Genomic DNA, 16099 nt, shown 5'->3' on the forward strand with positions numbered 1-16099 from the left:
CTGCCCCCTTGCCGCCGCCACGCTTAGCCCCGGTCTTCGCATTCGCAATCGCAAAGGCCAGTCATGCCCGCCCCCGTGGCACCTCAAACATCGCCGCCAGCGATGGCGATATCGGCGCAGCACTTGTGCCGGGTGTTTGGCACGGGAGAAGCGCGCACCATCGCGGTCAACGATGTAACGATCGACATTCCGATGGGCCAGATGCTGTACATCGTCGGCCCCTCGGGCAGCGGCAAGACCACCCTGCTCAGCATGATTTCGGGTATCCTGCGGCCCAGCAGCGGGCGCGTGCTGGTCAAAGGGGTCGATGTCTGGGACCTGAGCGCCAGCGACGACGCCCGGTTCCGGTTGCACAACATAGGCTTTGTGTTTCAAGATTTTCACTTGTTTCCGCGCCTGACCACCGCCGAAAATGTCGCGATTCCGCTGGTGTTGCGCGGTGTTGCATGGGGCAAGGCGATGGCCACGGCGGTGCAGACGCTGGCGCTGGTCGGGCTCGATAAGCGCGCCGACCTGCAACCGGTCAAGTTGAGCGGGGGCGAACAGCAACGCGTGGCGATTGCCCGGGCCATCATCACCCAGCCCGATATCCTGATCCTCGACGAACCGACCGCCTCGCTCGATGGCGACACCGGGCGCAATATCGTCGGGTTCGTCAAGACCCACTTGCTGACCCCGACGCGGGCGATCGTCATCGTTACCCATGATGCCCGCATCTATGAGTTCGCCAGTTCGATCCTGCACATGGAAGACGGCAAGCTATCAAGCCAGGAAGACAACACCAATGGCTGATCCGTCTCCCACACCGGATGTGCCGGTCAACCCGCCTGAAGCGCCCCTGCCCGCCAAACCTGCGTTGCCGGGCCGCATGCTGATGTTGGTGGCGTTGGCCGGGGTGATTTTTGCGGTGATCATCGCGATCATCCTCAATCGCCCGGTCAAGCCGCAACCCCCCGCATTCCAACCCAGCGCCAACCCCTATCCGCACGCGATCTTTGCCAATGGCATCATCGAAAGCGATCAGACCAGCGGTGAAAACCTCAACGTGTTTCCCGAAGTATCTGGGCCGGTTGTCGCGACATATGTCACCGAAGGACAGACGGTTCACGCCGGCCAACCGCTGTTTGCGATCGACAATTCGGTGCAATTGGCCACCACCCGACAAGAGGGCCTGCAGGCAAAGGCCGCGCTGGCGCTGCTCAACGAGCTGAAGGCCGAACCGCGCCGCGAAACGCTGGCAGTGGTCGCATCGCAATTGGGTCAGGCGCAGGCCACCTTGCAAACCCTGGCGCGCACCCGCGACAAAGTGATCCGATCGGCCGCGCTCGACCCGCGCTCGGTCAGCAAGGAAGCGCTCGATTCCGCGATCGACGCCGCCAGTGCGGCCCAGGCGGGGGTCGTCGTGGCCCAGCGGCAATTGAGCCTGACCCGGGCCGGTGCGTGGATCTACGATGTTCAGAACCAGGCGGCGCAATATGACGCGCTGTCGCACACTTATGCCGCAGGGCAGGCGTTGTTGGGGAAATACCTCGTCAAGGCGCCCAGCGATGGGGTGGTCATGGCGCTCAACATCCCCAAGGGTGGCTATGTCTCGTCGCTGGGCGCGTTTGACAGCTATACCGAAATGAATCTGCCCGCCGTGGTGCTGGGGCCGAATGCAGGAACGCTGGCGGTCAGGGTCTATGTCGATGAAATCCTGCTGGCCGGGTTGCCGCATGGTGCAACGATCCAGGCGCAGATGTCCATTCGTGGCGCGAACCGGCAATTCGCGCTGCAGTTCGTGCGTATCCAGCCTTATGTCACGCCCAAGATCGAACTGTCGAACGAACGCCAGGAACAAGTCGATCTGCGGGTGCTGCCGGTGATCTTTCACTTCCGCACCGACCCCGCTTTCAAACTCTATCCGGGTGAGGAAGTTGATGTCTATATCCGCCAATAGGGGCATCACGCTGATCGCCGGATGTGCCGTGCTGGGCGGCTGTGTGCTGGGTCCGAATTTCACCCGGCCCGCGCCCCCCCTGCTCGATCGCTACAGCAACGTCGCGCCCTCGGTGATGACCGGCGATGGTATTACCCAGACCCCGGTTGTCGGCACTGGCCCCGCCCAGGCGTGGTGGCATGCCTTTGCCTCTCCCGCGCTCGATGCGCTGGTGGCAACCGGCCTGCAGGCAAGCCCGTCGCTGAGTTCGGCCCGCGCAGCGCTGACCCAGAGCCGCGATCTGGCACAGGCAGGCGCAGGCGTGTTCTGGCCGCAGATCAATGGCTCGGCCGATGCGACGCGCGAACACACCACCCCGACGCTGCTCGACGAAAATGGCCCCGGATCAACGTTCAGCCTCTACACCGCCGCAGGTTCCGTCAGCTATACGCTCGACCTGTTCGGCGGCGAACGGCGCGGCGTCGAAGCTTTGCGCGCGCAAGCCGAATACCAGCGTCAGGCGCTTGGTGCGGCATGGTTGTTGCTGACCGGCGGCATCGCCGACGCCGCGATCGCCCATGCCGGTTATGCCGAGGAAAGCACGAGTCTGGCCGCGATCGTGCGGATGGATGCCGCCCAGCGCGACATGCTGCACGCGCGCTTTGGCGCCGGATATGGCGCATGGGCCGATGTTTTGGTCGCCGAGCAGCAATTGGCGACCGATCGCGCCAGCCTGGCCCTGGTTCAGCAGCGACTGGCCGCCACGGTCACCCTGCTGGCCATGCTGATCGGGCGCGAACCGGCGGCGTGGGCGCCGCCCCTGCCCACGCTGGCCGATCTGGGCCTGCCCGCCGACTTGCCGGTCAGCCTGCCCTCGCAACTGGTGCACCAGCGGCCCGACATTCTTCAGGCCGAAGCGAGTGTCCACCAGGCCAATGCCCAGATCGGCGTGGCCACGGCGGCGATGTACCCCTCGATCAGCCTGACCGGCAGCTATGGCACGGCCAGCACTGCACTGTCGCAACTGGCTGGTCCGGCCGGACGGTTCTGGAGCGTGGGTCCGGGCATCGACATCCCGATCTTTCGCGGCGGCACGCTGCGCAACAACCGGCGCGCGGCACAGGCCGCGCATGCCAAGGCGCTGGCCGATTATCGCCAGACCGTGCTCGTCGCGCTTGAACAAGTGACCGACTGTCTGGCCGCGCTCGACACCGATGCGCGTGTTTCGGCCGCCGACCATGCCGCGTTCGCTGCCGCGCGCGGCAACCATGATCTGGCACAGGCCAATCTGGGGGCGGGGGTAATCGCCGAATTCGACGCGATGACGCTGACGCTGGCCGCCGAACGCGCGCGGCTGGTGGTGATCGGTGCCAAGGCGCAACGTTTGCAGGACGTGGTCGCGCTCGATCTGGCCTCGGGCGGAGGCTGGACCAGCACCCTGCCTGTCGGCGGCACGCGATAATGCCAGGCACCGAACCTGTGGCCCCCGGCACTTCGGGCGGGGTGTTCAATCCCGGCTTGTATGTGATCGCGCTCAAGCTGCTCGTCAACGACCGCACCAAATTCTATTCGGTGGTGATCGGGATCACGTTTGCAGTGTTCCTGATGGTGCAGATGACATCGATGTTTGCAGGCATCCTGCAGCGATCGAGTTCGACCGTGGCCAATGTCGGGGCCAGCATCTGGGTGATGGACCCGGCAGTCAATACGGTCGCCAACATCATCCCGTTACCCAACTATGTGCAGGATGCGGTGCGCAGCATGGACGGCGTGCGCTATGCGGTGCCGTTGTACATGGGCGGCGGGCTCGCCCGGTTGCACAATGGCGCCTATCAGAGCGTGACCGTAATCGGGTTGGACGACACCAGTCTCTATGGCCGACCCGACATGGAAAAGGGCGTAATCACCGACATCTATGGCGAGAACGGGTTCTTTGTCGTCAACGATTCCGAATATGCCAAGCTGAATTCGCCCGGCATCGGCGCGAGCTTTGAAATCAACGACCACCGGGCGGTGATCGTCGGCATTGCCAAAGTCGCCTCCAACGGCCTGTTCGGCGTGCCCACGCTGTACACAACGTACAATCGCGCGCTGCAATATCTGCCCCAGACACGATTTGCCGATGCCTATGTGCTGGTCGAACCCAAGACCCCCGCCGACATCCCGCGCATCCAGGCCGCGGTTGCGAAACTCGGCTATCTGGCGCTGACCAAGGACCAGTTCGATACCCGCATATCGCGCTTCTACACTTGGCAGACCGGTATCGGTGCCAACATCATGCTGATGTGCGTGATCAGCTTTATCGTCGGACTGTCGATCTCTGGCCAGACGTTCTATACGTTCGTGCTGGAAAACATCGACAAGTTCGGCGCGTTGAAGGCGATCGGCGCACAAGGGCGCGAACTGGTTTTCATCATCATGTTTCAGGCGCTGTTTTCGGGGCTGGTCGGTTATGGCCTGGGCGTCGGCCTGTGTTCGCTGGTGATCGAAGTGGCGCGCACGACGATGCCCAATTACGCCGCACTGATCACGCTGGGCGACTTGTTGCTGGCTTTTGCGATGATGTTGGTGATCGCCGCGGTGTCGAGCGTGATCGCCGCGCGCAAAGTGCTCAGCATCGATCCCTTCGAGATCTTCCGTGACTGACGGCGATACCGGCCTGACGTCTGGCGAAGCAGATCGCCGCCGCGCCAAGGAAGGCCCCAACCGCGTCGATGAGGGACGGCCCGATCCGATCCGCCGGGCGCTCGGCAAATTCTGGGCGCCGGTGCCGTGGATGCTCGAAGCGGCGATCGTGCTGCAAATAACCTTGCACGAATATCCCGAAGCGGCGGGCATCGCGGTGCTGCTGGTGTTCAACGCCGCGCTGGGTTTCTTTCAGGAAAGCCGGGCACAGGCCACGCTCGATGCGTTGACATCGCGGCTGGCGGTCAACGCCTCGGTACGGCGCGACGGGGCGTGGCGCAAAATCGCTGCGCCCGATCTGGTGCGCGGCGATGTGGTAAAGCTGTCGCTCGGCGCCGTGGTGCCCGCCGATGTACGCCTGATCGGCGGCGCGGTGCTGATCGATCAGTCGATGCTGACCGGCGAATCCGTGCCTGCGGAGGCCGGGCCGGGATTCGAAACGTTCGCCGGCGCATTGATCGAACGCGGCGAGGCAGTGGCGCTGGTGACGGCGATCGGCGGCAAAACCAAATTCGGACGCAGCGCAGACCTGATCCGCACCGCCTATGTCGAAAGCACCGAGCAAAAGGCGATTTTCCGCGTGGTGCGCAACCTTGCGCTGTTCAATGGCGGTGTCACCGCGTTGATGGTGGGCATCGGCGTGTTCGGGCTTGGTCTTTCGGCGCGGCAGATCGTGCCGCTGGTGCTGGTTGCCCTGCTTGCCTCGATCCCTGCCGCCTTGCCGTCGATGTTTACGCTGGCGGCCACCGTCGGCGCGCGTACGGTGGCCCGGCGCGGGGTCCTGCCCACCCGATTGTCGGCGCTCGACGAGGCAGCGGTGATGGATATTCTGTGCGCAGACAAGACCGGCACGCTGACACGCAATGCGTTGACGGTGGCCAAGTGCCAGCCGTTGCCAGGCTTCGATGCGGCCGATGTGCTTGCCATGGCTGCGCTGGCCAGTTCCGATGGCGGTGCCGATCCGCTGGACGCGGCCATTCGGGCAGCCGCCGGTACGGCAAACCCGCGCGGATGGCTGCGCACCGGTTTTTCTCCCTTCGATCCGGCGATCAAGATGTCGGCCGCAACCGCGAAGGACGCCGCAGGCGCCATCATCCGGATCACCAAGGGTGCGCTGGCTGCTGTCAGCGCGAAAGCCACCAGCGAGGTCACGGCAATGGTCGAGGATCTGCAAGCCAAAGGGTATCGCGTGCTGGTGGTGGCGTGCGGCACCAAGGCGCCGCTGACTGTCGCCGGAGCGATCGCGATGAGCGACCCGCCGCGCCCCGATACCGGACCATTGATCGCCCGGCTGCTTGCCCTGGGCGTGCGCGCAGTCATGGTTACCGGCGATGGCGCGGTCACCGCGCGGGTGGTTGCCGATGCCGTGGGAATTACCGGTCCGACTTGCCCCGCCGGCCCGATCGCACAAGTCTCTGGCATCGAGCATTATGGGGTGTTCGCCGGCGTTCTGCCCGAAGACAAGTTCGCGCTGGTCAAGGCGTTGCAACGCGCCGGGCACGTCGTCGGAATGTGTGGCGATGGTGCCAACGATGCGCCAGCCTTGCGCCAGGCGCAAATGGGCATTGCGGTATCGACCGCTACCGATGTCGCCAAATCGGCGGCGGGCATCGTGCTGACCGATGCGGGCCTTGGCGGGATTGTCGCCGTGGTTGAAGAAGGACGCGCAACGTTCCAACGCATCCTGACGTTCACGCTGCGATCGCTTGTCCACAAGGCGGCACAAGTGCTGATGCTGCTGGTCGGCCTGATCATGACCGGCGGGGCGGTGCTGACCCCGATGCTGATGGTCATGGTCATGGTCGGGGGCGATTTCATCGCGCTGACATCGGCCACCGACAACGTCCAACCCTCGGCCAGGCCCAATGTCTGGCGGCTGCGCAACCTTTCGATTGTGAGCGCAGTGCTGGGTCTGTGCGATCTGGTATTCTGCGCGGCAATTCTGGGCGTTGGCCACTATCATATGCAGCTTGGCCTTCGCGCGCTGCAAACGCTGACCATGATAACCATGGTCTACAGCGGTCAGGCAATCTTCTACGTCGTGCGCGAGAGGCACCGCCTGGGCAAGAGCCGACCGGGCAATCTGCTGCTGGCGGGATCGGCGCTGGAAATTGCCGTCTTTTCCACTTTGGCCGCGCAGGGTTGGTTGATGGCGCGATTACCCTTGGCGATCATGGCGGCGGTGTTCGGTGGGGCGATCGTCCTGGCGTTGGTGCTCGACACAATCAAACTGGCGCTGTTGCGCGTTCTGCCGATCGAATAATACCAAGGTGCACTGACGCGCAGTCATACCTCCCGCCCCTCTTCCCCGCACGACCACCATAACCTGATGGTATCGTTGGTGGTCGGGCGTGGAGGAGGAGCGGGAGGTATGAACAGCGCTTTGCGCGGCCTGGTAAAAGCCGATCAGTCGGCGGCGCGCACCAGGCCGCTGAGCTTGGCCAGATTGAGCCCCAGCGTCGTCGCAAATCCCGTCAGTTGCCGGTTGGTCGCCTTGTCCAGCCTGGCCATCTGTTCGTTGCTGGCTTCGAAGATCGCGGCGCGGTCGGCCTCTGGCGCGGCACGCACGGCGGCTTCGAGATTGGCGTAGACTTCCGCAGCCGTGGCAAGCGATGCCGGAAAGCGCGAGAATTGCACCATCGCCGCCGCCTCGGCCAGCGACTGGATCGGAAAGGCGGTCAACATCCGTTCGGTTGCCAGCAGCGCGTGGCTAGCCGAAACCCGCGTGACCCGCCCGCGCCAGGCTTCATCGACCAGCAGCACGTGCAGGTCGCGGATTTGCGTCGCGGCCAGGATTGCCAGGTTCAACGCGGCGGTTCTGGTCGCCAGTTCTGCGCGCGCATCCTTCTTTACGATGGCAGCCTCGGCGCGGTCTTCGCGGCGGCGCGCCGCGCGCCCGTCCCTGGCGGCAACCCATCCAGACCCGATTACCGCCGCTATCGCGCCAATTGCCTCGACCCATGCGGCTGCCTGGGACCAGGCAGATTCCCTATAAGGCATCGTCAGAACCGACGATCAGGCCACGATCGCGGGCGCGGGTTCATCGCGGCCCCCGCCGTGCAGCGCCATGAATGCCCGGACCAGCACACGCGTGTCGAACGTGCCCTTGTAGACGGCGGGCGGCTTGCGCGCGAGGCCCAGCAGTGCATAGACCGCCGTCGCCGCCGAACGGATCGAATATTCGACCGTGAACACGACATCATCGGGCAATTCGCAAAACTGCCCGAGCAGCGCAAGATTGCCATAGCCTGCAGGGATGACGTCGGGCCGGTCACCGTGGCGGCGCGGCATGAACTGGCTGGTGATGAACGGCATCATGCACGGGATGCAGATCGAACTGGCGAGAATCCCCGACGCCTCATCGACAATGCCGAGGTGGCCGAGGATTTCGGTCATGATCTCGCGCCCGCTGCAGGCCGACATCGGCTTGTCTACAAAATTGCCCGGGGTATCGACCGTCAGGCCATAGCCCCAGACCACCTCGACGCCCTTGGGTTGACCGATGAAATGCGGTTGATGCGGGATGACGATCGAGGCAAGCCAGTTCGACTGGGCAAAAGTGATCAATCCACCCTCACCCGGCACATTGCCGCTGAAATCGCGGACCAGCCGCAGAAATGTCGGATCATGCAACGTGATCGTGAAGGACGTCCACTTCGACTGTTCAACGTGGCTGTCAAACACCGCCGGGCGCCCGAACGCGGGCCGTCCCTGCGCCAGCATTTCCCACAAGCGCCATGCCCCGCCATCGTGCTTGGTGCCGAGTTCGGGCGCGGTTTCCATCGTGCCGAGGTGCGATCCTTCGGTCATCGACCCCAACGTGACCAGCACCAGGTCGTTTGGCCCCACCGCGATGTCCCATGTTCTGCCCTGATCACCGCACACGATCCGGTCAACCGTGATCCGGCCGATACGCTCGACCATCGACAAGTCGGTGACCGAGGTGTGAAACGCAAATTTGACGCCATGCGATTCCAGCCACGCCTGCAACGGGCGGACCAGCGAATCGTACTGGTTGTACACCGTGCGCATGATCCCCTTGAGCCGGCCAAAGCCGGATATCATGTGCGCGAACCGCAACAGATAGCGCCGGAATTCGACTGCGCTGTGCCACGGCTGAAACGCAAAGGTGGTGCGCCACATGATCCAGAAATTGGTGTTGAAGAACGAGGGACCGAACTGGTCGGCAATCGTGGTTTCGGCCAACAGCGCCTCCGGTTCGATCGCCAGCCGTTCGATCGTCAGGATGTGTCGTTCGGACAGGCCGAATTCGGGATCGGTTTCGCGCGACGCATCGCGCACCAGCCGCGCCTTTGAATTGGTTTGCAACAGCATGTTCCACTCCTGGATTTCCTGCGTCACAGTGGTCTTGCCGTCGAGCGTCGGGATCGAACCGTACAGATCGAACGTGCACAAGTATTTGCTTTCCAGCATGCGCCCGCCCCGCAGGACATAGCCAAGATCGGCGCTGCCCGCGCCATCCAGACTGCCGCCCAAGCGGTCGGTTTCTTCCAGAATGGTGATGTCGCACCCACGCATGTCACCATCGCGGATCAAGAAGGCGGCTGCCGCCAGCGAGGCGATGCCTCCACCGACCAGCCATGCCCGTTCGGGTCGTACGGCGCCTGAATGCAGGCTGGCAGATGATGCATGGGGCAAAGTCATCGGGGCGCTCCTGGCCTGGTGGTGATGGGCCAAAGATATCCTCGCGCCCGGTGAGCCACAGCGCCGGAATGTACGCAGAGGGGTACTTTCCGATCCTGCTGCGCGCGGCAAACACGCCTAGATTCGACCCGTTCGCGGTCAGCCGTGCCGCAACAGCCACGCCCCAACTCGCGGCAATCGGGAATATTCATGTCTGCAGATCGCCAGCTTCAGGAAGCCGTACTCGCCGAATTTCTGTGGGAACCCACTGTCAATGCCGCACATATCGGCGTGTCCGCCAGCGACGGCATCGTCACGCTGACCGGGCAAGTGCCCGACTATCTGGCCAAGCTGGCCGCCGAACATGCGGCGGCGCGGGTCCGCGGGGTCAAGGCCGTAGCGCAGGAGATCAAAGTGGTCCTGCCCGGCCAGCCCGACCACGGTGACGAAACGATCGCGCGCGCAGCGATCGACCGGTTGCGCTGGGAAGTGACGGTTCCCGGCGATGCGATCAAGGTCGAAGTCGAAGACGGCTGGATCAAGCTGACCGGACAAGTCGAATGGCATTTCCAGAAGGATGCCAGCGAAGCGGTGGTGCGTGGCCTGCGCGGGGTGGTCGGTGTCTCCAACCGGATCACGATCAAACCCCATGTCAACGTGGCCGACATCAGCCACGACATCGGCAAGGCGCTGCATCGGTCATGGTTTGACCCGTCGAACATCACGGTTAGTGCCGAAGGCAGCAAGGTCATCTTGAAAGGCACCGTGCACACCCCGGCCGACAAGTGGAAGGCATCGACTATCGCCTGGGCATCGCCCGGCATTACCGATATCGAAAACGACCTCGTCGTCGCCGGTTGAACGCCCGGGCGCGGTGAGGACTGGCCTCACCGCGCCCGGAATTGTCAGGCGGTGGCCAGCAGGGCTAGCCCCGCGGCCACCGCTTCGTTGTCCGAGGTCTGCGAAATGTCGATGCTTTCGCTGACAATGATGCGGGTGGCCAGTGCGTGGTCATGCCGCTTGACATAATCGACCAAATACTCGCCGGCACTGCTGCGGCCCTTGCCGTCGCTGAACACCACGATGCGCTGTGCTGCGGCCAGTTCGGCTGCGATGCGACGATAATAGCCTTCGTCCTCCGAAGACCGCCCGCCATCATGATCGTCGTTGTGCTGGGGATGCGCAAGCCGGCGGCGCGAACCGTAATCATCCTCTGGCCGGATGATATGCAGCGCGGCATGATTGCTGCCTTTGCTGCCCGGCGAAAACAGTCGTGCCTGGTGATGGTCGATCAACACGATGCCCCACGTGTCGGGCCGTTCGAGCGCGGCCTCCACTATGGCGCCATCGGGCGAAAACCCTGCCTTGGCCAGAAACGTGCGCAGATGGCGCAGTTCATCGTCAACCAGATCGTGCCCGTGGGGGCGCGGCAGCGTGATATGATCGGCGCCGATGGTCACGGTATAGCCGCCGCCATGACGCGGGGTTGCCGTACCGATGTGGTCGAGCAACGACACGACATCGTGCCATTCGATATTATGCGGCGCGGGATGGCTGAAGATGGCAGCGAGCGTCACGGTGTGATGCCCGTTGAGATGGGTTGTGGTCATGGCATTGCTCCGGGGTGGATGGTTGGTCGTGTGAACGAACACGGCGGCGCCTTCGAAGCGCCCCCGTGCGCAAATCCGAATGTGGCTGGTTGGCAACCGCCGCACCAAAGCGATAGAGGCGCCAGGCACCCTCGCTCACCAGCCAGCCCTGCACACACCAGTTGCGCGCACGGGTGTTTCAAGACCATCGCTTTCACTCAGCAGTTCCTTTGCCTTGCGCCGACAATCGCGGATGGGCCCGACAAACTGCTATCGCCCGTGCAGCAGAGCGGCAGGTTCGGAATATACCCAAAGTCGGTGAAACCGCATGACACGGTGGCCGACATGGCCCAGCCTCCGCCTTTGGCAAACGCGCGACGACCGTCGGGAGACCACACCATGTCCGGGGCCATCCTCACACTCAACGCCGGATCTTCCAGCCTGAAGTTCGCACTGTTCGATGCTTTGCTCGCACCGATCCTGCGTGGCGAAATCGAAGGCATCGACTGTACCCCGCACCTGACCGCGCACGATGCCATGGGAAGCACACTGCCCGATCTGCATTGGTCGCGCACGCCAGCGACGTTCGGTTCGATCCTTACGGATTTGCTGGTGATGGTCCGTGCCCGGGCCGGGCCGTGTGGGCTGGCCAGCGCGGGTCACCGGATTGTCCATGGCGGGATGGATCACATCGGGCCCGCACGGATCACGCCAGCCCTGATGACAGCCCTGGAGGCGCTGGTCCCGCTCGATCCGCTGCATTTGCCGCACAACCTTGCTCCGGCCCGCGCGCTTGCCGGATTGCTGCCCGACCTGCCGCAGGTCGCCTGTTTCGACACCGCATTCCACCACACCATTCCACCGCGCGCACAGACCGTGCCGGTGCCCCGCGCGATCCGCGACCTTGGTGTGCGCCGTTACGGTTTTCACGGCCTGTCCTATGAATATATTGCCGCACGGCTGAAGCTGGAGGCACCAATGCTGGCGCGCGGCCGGGTGATTGTGGCCCACCTTGGCGCGGGCGCCAGTCTGTGCGCGCTGCACGGCGGGATCAGTCTGGCGACCACGATGGGTTTCAGCACGCTGGATGGGCTGATCATGGCAACGCGCTGCGGTTCGATCGATCCGGGGGTGATCTTGTATCTGGCGCGCCAAGGACACGGCGTCGCCGAGATCGAGGACATGCTGTACCATCGGTCGGGCTTGCTCGGCCTGTCAGGCCTCAGTGGCGACATGCGCGTCCTGCTGGACAGCCAGGATGCCGATGCCGTTGCGGCGATCGACCAGTTTACCTATCGCATCGCAGTCGAGTTGGCGGGCATGGTCAGCGCGCTGGGCGGCATCGACGGCGTGGTGTTCACAGCCGGGATCGGGGAACGATCCGCGCCGATCCGGTCTGCCATCTGCGCCCGGCTGACATGGCTGGGATTGCAGATCGATGCCGGGGCCAATGCGGCGGGCAAATCCTGTATCGCCGCCCCCGGCAGCACAGTCGATATCCGCGTGATCGCCACCAACGAGGAAGCGATGATTGCCAGCCACACGCGTGATGTCGTGGCCCGTTCAAGCGCAGATCAGGGCAGCTCCGGCGCCTCATCCGGCACGCGCGGCGAGGCATGAGCGGGATTGAGCGGGCCTTGTTGTGATCCGACCCATTCGCGCCACAGCAGCATGAGCACGGCCATCAGCGATGGACCGACCACCAGACCAATCAGGCCAAGCGCTTCGATCCCCCCAAGGATCCCCAGCAGAACAACCAGAAAGGGCAACCGCGTGGCATCGCCAATCATCACCGGGCGCACGAAATGATCGGCGATAAAGATCACCACGGCGGAAATTACCGCGACCACCACCGCAAACAGCATCTTGTCGGCAGAGGCCAGCAGGCCGGCGGCAACGGCGGCCGCAACCACCGACCCCATCGGGACCACCGAGAGCAGGCCGGTCAGCAATCCCAGCAACGCGGCATGGGGAGCGCCGCACAGTTCGTAGACCAGTCCCAGCAGGACGCCTTCGCCAAACCCCACCACGACCAGGCCGTTGACCGTTCCGCGCACGGCGCGCAACGCCTGCATCGCGACATTGACACCAGCCGCCCCGAATGCGCGTTCGCATCCCACGCGCAAGCTGCTGGCAACGCGTTCGCCATCGCGTAGCAGGAAGAACAGGATCAGCAACAGGAACACCGCCAGCACCAGACGGTGCAGCACGAGGCCGAGCAAATGCTGCCCGGTGCCGAACGGCGAGTGCCCGTCCGCACCCGGCAATCCCAGATTGCCCAGCGCACCAGGCTTTGCCAGATGCGTATCCCACCATGCGGCAATCGCTGGGCCGGCGGGCAGATGGGCGACAAAATCGGGCATGGCCAGACCATGAGCCCGGACATCGAGCACCCATTGCAGAGCGAATCTGCCATCGGTGGTAACCGCATGTGCCACCATCACCAGCGGCAACACAAAAAACAGCGCGACTGTCAGCGTGAACAAGGCTGGCCAGGTGAAATCCGCCCCGCCCGGCCACAGCGACACAGCGCGTTGACGCCAGGGCCACAGCGATACCGCCAGGATGATCGCCCAGCCCACCGCTGGCAAAAACACCCGCAGGGTCCATAGGCCGAGCAAGGCAAACAGGCCAAGCGCGACCAGCCCGGTGCGTCGCTGCACGGGTGTCCAGGGATCATCGCTGTCTCGCGAAAAGGTTCCGGGCGGCTGGATCGGATCAGGTGCTTGGGCCATGTAATGCACGGTTACGCCAAACCTGCCGACATTGCCAGTTTGTCGCCGCACCGAATGACCGATTGAAATCCGCAATGCGCGAATCTCGCAATGGCTCATGCAATGGCCGGCAAAATCGGAATTTTCAATCAGCCCCTGAACGGCGCACTTTTCCAACTTAGGCTATTCCGTCTGCGCAATGTTAGCAAAGACTTAGCGGGCTTGCGTTAGGACCGTCTGCCAATGTGACCATATTGGGCCTGGCGAAAGGGACAAATCGCAAGGGTGCGCGTCAAGACCGTCATCATCGACAAATCGCGAAAACGGCAATTGCTGGTGCCGATCGTCGCGATGACACTGGGCGCCCTGGTGCTTCTGGTGCTGGTGGTGGTTTTCCTGGTCGACCGGTTCAACGACACCGCGATCAAGCGCGAACAGCGCATGGTTGAAAGTGGTTTTTCACAGCAGTTACATCAGTTTAATGACATCGTCGTGCCGCAGGTCGATTGGGATACGGCGGTTGCCAAAATCGACCGCAAGATGGATCTGACGTTCGCCGATCTCGATTTCGGCCATCAGCTTTATACATTCGATGGGTTCACCCATTCATTTTTCATCGATGGCGATGGCCGAGTTACGTACGCCTATGTGATGGGCAACCATCCACCGTTCACCAGCTTTGAACCATTTCGTCCGATTGTCCTGCAATTGCTCAAGCCCATTCGCGCCGCCGAGGCGCGGCGCGGCCCGATCCGGCCGCATGCGCAAGGCCAGGGACCGATTACCCGGCCGATCCAGGCCAACGGCTTCGTGCGGGCCGACGGCAAAGTCTATGTCGTGATGGCCAGTCTGGTGCAGCCCGATCTGGGCATGGTCCAACCCAAAGGACCACGCGCCAGCGTGTCCATCAACGCCATCCCGATCGACAGCACCATGCTGAGCAGCTTTGCCGCGCGCTATCTGCTCGACGATCTGAAGCTGGCACCGGCGCCCGACCTTGCCCGCAACCGTGCCACAGTGCCTTTGCGCACGCCCGACGGCACAGTGGTCGGCGCGCTGAGCTGGGCACCGCGTCAACCGGGATCGGTCCTGCTGCACCGTATGGTCACCCCGTTGCTGGCCGCGATGGCCATGCTGGCGTTGGTTGGCTGGACAATCGTGCGGCGCAGCGCCGTGGTGGTGGACGAACTGCTGGCGAGCGAAATGCGCGCCCGCCATCTGGCCTATCACGATCCGCTGACGATGCTGCCCAATCGTGCGCTGTTGTTCGAACGGTTGCGCACAATGCTGTCCACGGTGTCGAGCCGCCGTCCACTGCTGGCACTGATGTGCATCGATCTTGACCGTTTCAAGGAAGTCAACGACACGCTGGGCCATCAGGCTGGCGATGAGTTGCTCAAAGTCATGTCCGACCGGTTGCGTACGCTGGCACGGGTCGAACACGGCGCCTTCACCGCCCGTCTCGGCGGGGATGAATTCGTTCTGGTCGCATTGGCGGCCGACCGCGATGCGATTGCCAATCTGGCGCAGCGCTGTCTTGGCGCACTGCTGACGCCTGTCGACAGCGAATTCGGGCGTCTCGACGTCGGCTGTTCGATCGGGGTTGCGATGATCGATGCATCCGTGCGCGAACCGTCGCTGGCGCTGCGACAGGCCGACCTGGCGCTCTATCGTGCCAAAGCGCGCGGGCGTGGTTGTATCACCTTCTACGAACAGGAAATGGAAGCGGCCTTTCAGACCCGCCGCGTGCTCGAAACCAGACTGCGGCATGCGCTCGACCATGGGGCGTTTCACATGGTCTATCAGGCGCAAGTCGATGCGAACGGGACGATCCTCGCCTATGAAGCGCTGCTGCGGTGGAACGATCCCGAATTGGGCGCCGTTTCACCGGCAACCTTCATACCGTTGGCGGAAGAATGCGGCCTTATCCTGGGCATCGGCGAATTCGTGTTGCGCCGCGTGTTTGCCGAAACCCGCAACTGGACGGGCGTGCGGGTGGCAATCAACGTATCCGCGGTGCAGATGCGCGCGCCGGGTTTTGCAGCCAGGATGATCCAGATCGCGGCTGCGGCGCATATCAACCCGGTGCAATTCGATATCGAACTGACCGAGACCGCGCTGCTGACCGACAGCCCCGCGACGATGGAGAACTTCGCGGCGCTCAAACGGCTGGGATTTGCGATCGTGCTCGACGACTTTGGTACCGGCTATTCATCGCTGCGGCTGCTGCACCGGTTCCGGGTAGACAAGATCAAGATCGACCGCAGCTTTGTGGCTGACCTCGGACAGAGTGTCGAAGCCGAAACGCTGGTCGGCGCAATCGTCAAGCTGGCTCGCAGTTTCCACCTCGGCGTGATTGCCGAAGGTGTTGAGACCGAGGACCAGAAGGACTTGTTGATTGCCGCGGGATGTCACGAATTCCAGGGCTTTCTGATGGGTCGCCCGACCTCGCCGGCATCGGTCAATGCGCTGTTTGCCGAGACGACGGGCACGATGCTGCGGGCCTGAACGAGGCGATGCGATCGGATTTGGTGTGTTTTCCCTTGTAT

12 protein-coding genes are annotated in these 16099 nt (G+C 63.4%); 8 read left to right on the plus strand and 4 right to left on the minus strand.

Annotated features, from left to right (window positions below; genetic code table 11):
* The first annotated feature begins 102 nt into the window (after positions 1–102).
* From AQZ49_RS05725 to AQZ49_RS05745, 5 genes are read left to right on the plus strand one after another with little or no spacing between them, the layout of a single operon-like run.
* Positions 103–792 (plus strand): ABC transporter ATP-binding protein, encoded by a 690-nt coding sequence (locus AQZ49_RS05725; protein ID WP_067613855.1) that lies wholly within the window; start codon positions 103–105, stop codon positions 790–792.
* Positions 785–1939 carry an HlyD family secretion protein gene (locus tag AQZ49_RS05730; protein ID WP_082701561.1) on the plus strand — a complete coding sequence of 385 codons (1155 nt, stop codon included), beginning with the start codon at positions 785–787 and terminating at the stop codon, positions 1937–1939. Before AQZ49_RS05725 ends, AQZ49_RS05730 begins: the two co-directional genes overlap by 8 nt.
* Positions 1920–3380, plus strand: coding sequence for an efflux transporter outer membrane subunit (locus AQZ49_RS05735; RefSeq protein WP_067613860.1), 1461 nt, complete (start codon positions 1920–1922; stop codon positions 3378–3380). Before AQZ49_RS05730 ends, AQZ49_RS05735 begins: the two co-directional genes overlap by 20 nt.
* Positions 3380–4564 (plus strand): ABC transporter permease, encoded by a 1185-nt coding sequence (locus tag AQZ49_RS05740; RefSeq protein WP_067613862.1) that lies wholly within the window; start codon positions 3380–3382, stop codon positions 4562–4564. The genes AQZ49_RS05735 and AQZ49_RS05740 overlap by 1 nt, the downstream gene beginning before the upstream one ends.
* A complete protein-coding gene (locus AQZ49_RS05745) occupies positions 4557–6866 on the plus strand; it encodes an HAD-IC family P-type ATPase (protein WP_197410940.1) in 2310 nt (769 codons plus the stop codon). The genes AQZ49_RS05740 and AQZ49_RS05745 overlap by 8 nt, the downstream gene beginning before the upstream one ends.
* Positions 6867–7009: 143 nt before the next feature.
* Here AQZ49_RS05745 and AQZ49_RS05750 read toward each other — a convergent pair whose 3' ends face one another.
* Positions 7010–7603 (minus strand): hypothetical protein, encoded by a 594-nt coding sequence (locus AQZ49_RS05750; RefSeq protein ID WP_067613866.1) that lies wholly within the window; start codon positions 7601–7603, stop codon positions 7010–7012.
* A gap of 15 nt (positions 7604–7618) precedes the next feature.
* Entirely contained in the window at positions 7619–9268 is a 1650-nt protein-coding gene (locus AQZ49_RS05755) for an oleate hydratase (RefSeq protein ID WP_067613868.1), read from the minus strand.
* A gap of 189 nt (positions 9269–9457) precedes the next feature.
* On the opposite strand from AQZ49_RS05755, the gene AQZ49_RS05760 reads away from it, so the two are divergent.
* On the plus strand, positions 9458–10108 hold the full coding sequence (locus tag AQZ49_RS05760) for a BON domain-containing protein (protein ID WP_067613870.1): 651 nt from the start codon (positions 9458–9460) through the stop codon (positions 10106–10108).
* A 44-nt stretch (positions 10109–10152) separates the two neighbouring features.
* Here the strand turns inward: AQZ49_RS05760 and AQZ49_RS05765 are convergent, their stop codons facing one another.
* Positions 10153–10857 (minus strand): hypothetical protein, encoded by a 705-nt coding sequence (locus AQZ49_RS05765; RefSeq protein ID WP_067613872.1) that lies wholly within the window; start codon positions 10855–10857, stop codon positions 10153–10155.
* Between the two features lie 378 nt (positions 10858–11235).
* Here AQZ49_RS05765 and AQZ49_RS05770 point away from each other — a divergent pair, with 378 nt between their 5' ends.
* Entirely contained in the window at positions 11236–12456 is a 1221-nt protein-coding gene (locus AQZ49_RS05770; protein ID WP_067613874.1) for an acetate/propionate family kinase, read from the plus strand.
* On the opposite strand, the gene AQZ49_RS05775 is transcribed toward AQZ49_RS05770, so the two are convergent.
* Positions 12411–13571, minus strand: a complete 1161-nt coding sequence (locus AQZ49_RS05775) for an AI-2E family transporter (RefSeq protein WP_082701613.1) — start codon at positions 13569–13571, stop codon at positions 12411–12413. The two genes, AQZ49_RS05770 and AQZ49_RS05775, sit on opposite strands and share 46 nt — an antisense overlap.
* Before the next feature lie 264 nt (positions 13572–13835).
* Here AQZ49_RS05775 and AQZ49_RS05780 point away from each other — a divergent pair, with 264 nt between their 5' ends.
* A complete protein-coding gene (locus AQZ49_RS05780; RefSeq protein ID WP_067613876.1) occupies positions 13836–16058 on the plus strand; it encodes a bifunctional diguanylate cyclase/phosphodiesterase in 2223 nt (740 codons plus the stop codon).
* Positions 16059–16099: the final 41 nt, after the last annotated feature.

It is taken from the genome of Novosphingobium sp. FSW06-99 (assembly GCF_001519065.1).
Taxonomy (GTDB): domain Bacteria; phylum Pseudomonadota; class Alphaproteobacteria; order Sphingomonadales; family Sphingomonadaceae; genus Novosphingobium.

Bases quoted from the DNA above. Each gene is read 5' to 3' on its own strand.
- AQZ49_RS05725 (WP_067613855.1), top strand. From the start codon at position 103: ATGGCGATATCGGCGCAGCACTTGTGCCGGGTGTTTGGCACGGGAGAA.
- AQZ49_RS05730 (WP_082701561.1), top strand. From the start codon at position 785: ATGGCTGATCCGTCTCCCACACCGGATGTGCCGGTCAACCCGCCTGAA.
- AQZ49_RS05735 (WP_067613860.1), top strand. From the start codon at position 1,920: ATGTCTATATCCGCCAATAGGGGCATCACGCTGATCGCCGGATGTGCC.
- AQZ49_RS05740 (WP_067613862.1), top strand. From the start codon at position 3,380: ATGCCAGGCACCGAACCTGTGGCCCCCGGCACTTCGGGCGGGGTGTTC.
- AQZ49_RS05750 (WP_067613866.1), bottom strand. From the start codon at position 7,603: ATGCCTTATAGGGAATCTGCCTGGTCCCAGGCAGCCGCATGGGTCGAG.
- AQZ49_RS05755 (WP_067613868.1), bottom strand. From the start codon at position 9,268: ATGACTTTGCCCCATGCATCATCTGCCAGCCTGCATTCAGGCGCCGTA.
- AQZ49_RS05760 (WP_067613870.1), top strand. From the start codon at position 9,458: ATGTCTGCAGATCGCCAGCTTCAGGAAGCCGTACTCGCCGAATTTCTG.
- AQZ49_RS05765 (WP_067613872.1), bottom strand. From the start codon at position 10,857: ATGACCACAACCCATCTCAACGGGCATCACACCGTGACGCTCGCTGCC.
- AQZ49_RS05770 (WP_067613874.1), top strand. From the start codon at position 11,236: ATGTCCGGGGCCATCCTCACACTCAACGCCGGATCTTCCAGCCTGAAG.
- AQZ49_RS05775 (WP_082701613.1), bottom strand. From the start codon at position 13,571: ATGGCCCAAGCACCTGATCCGATCCAGCCGCCCGGAACCTTTTCGCGA.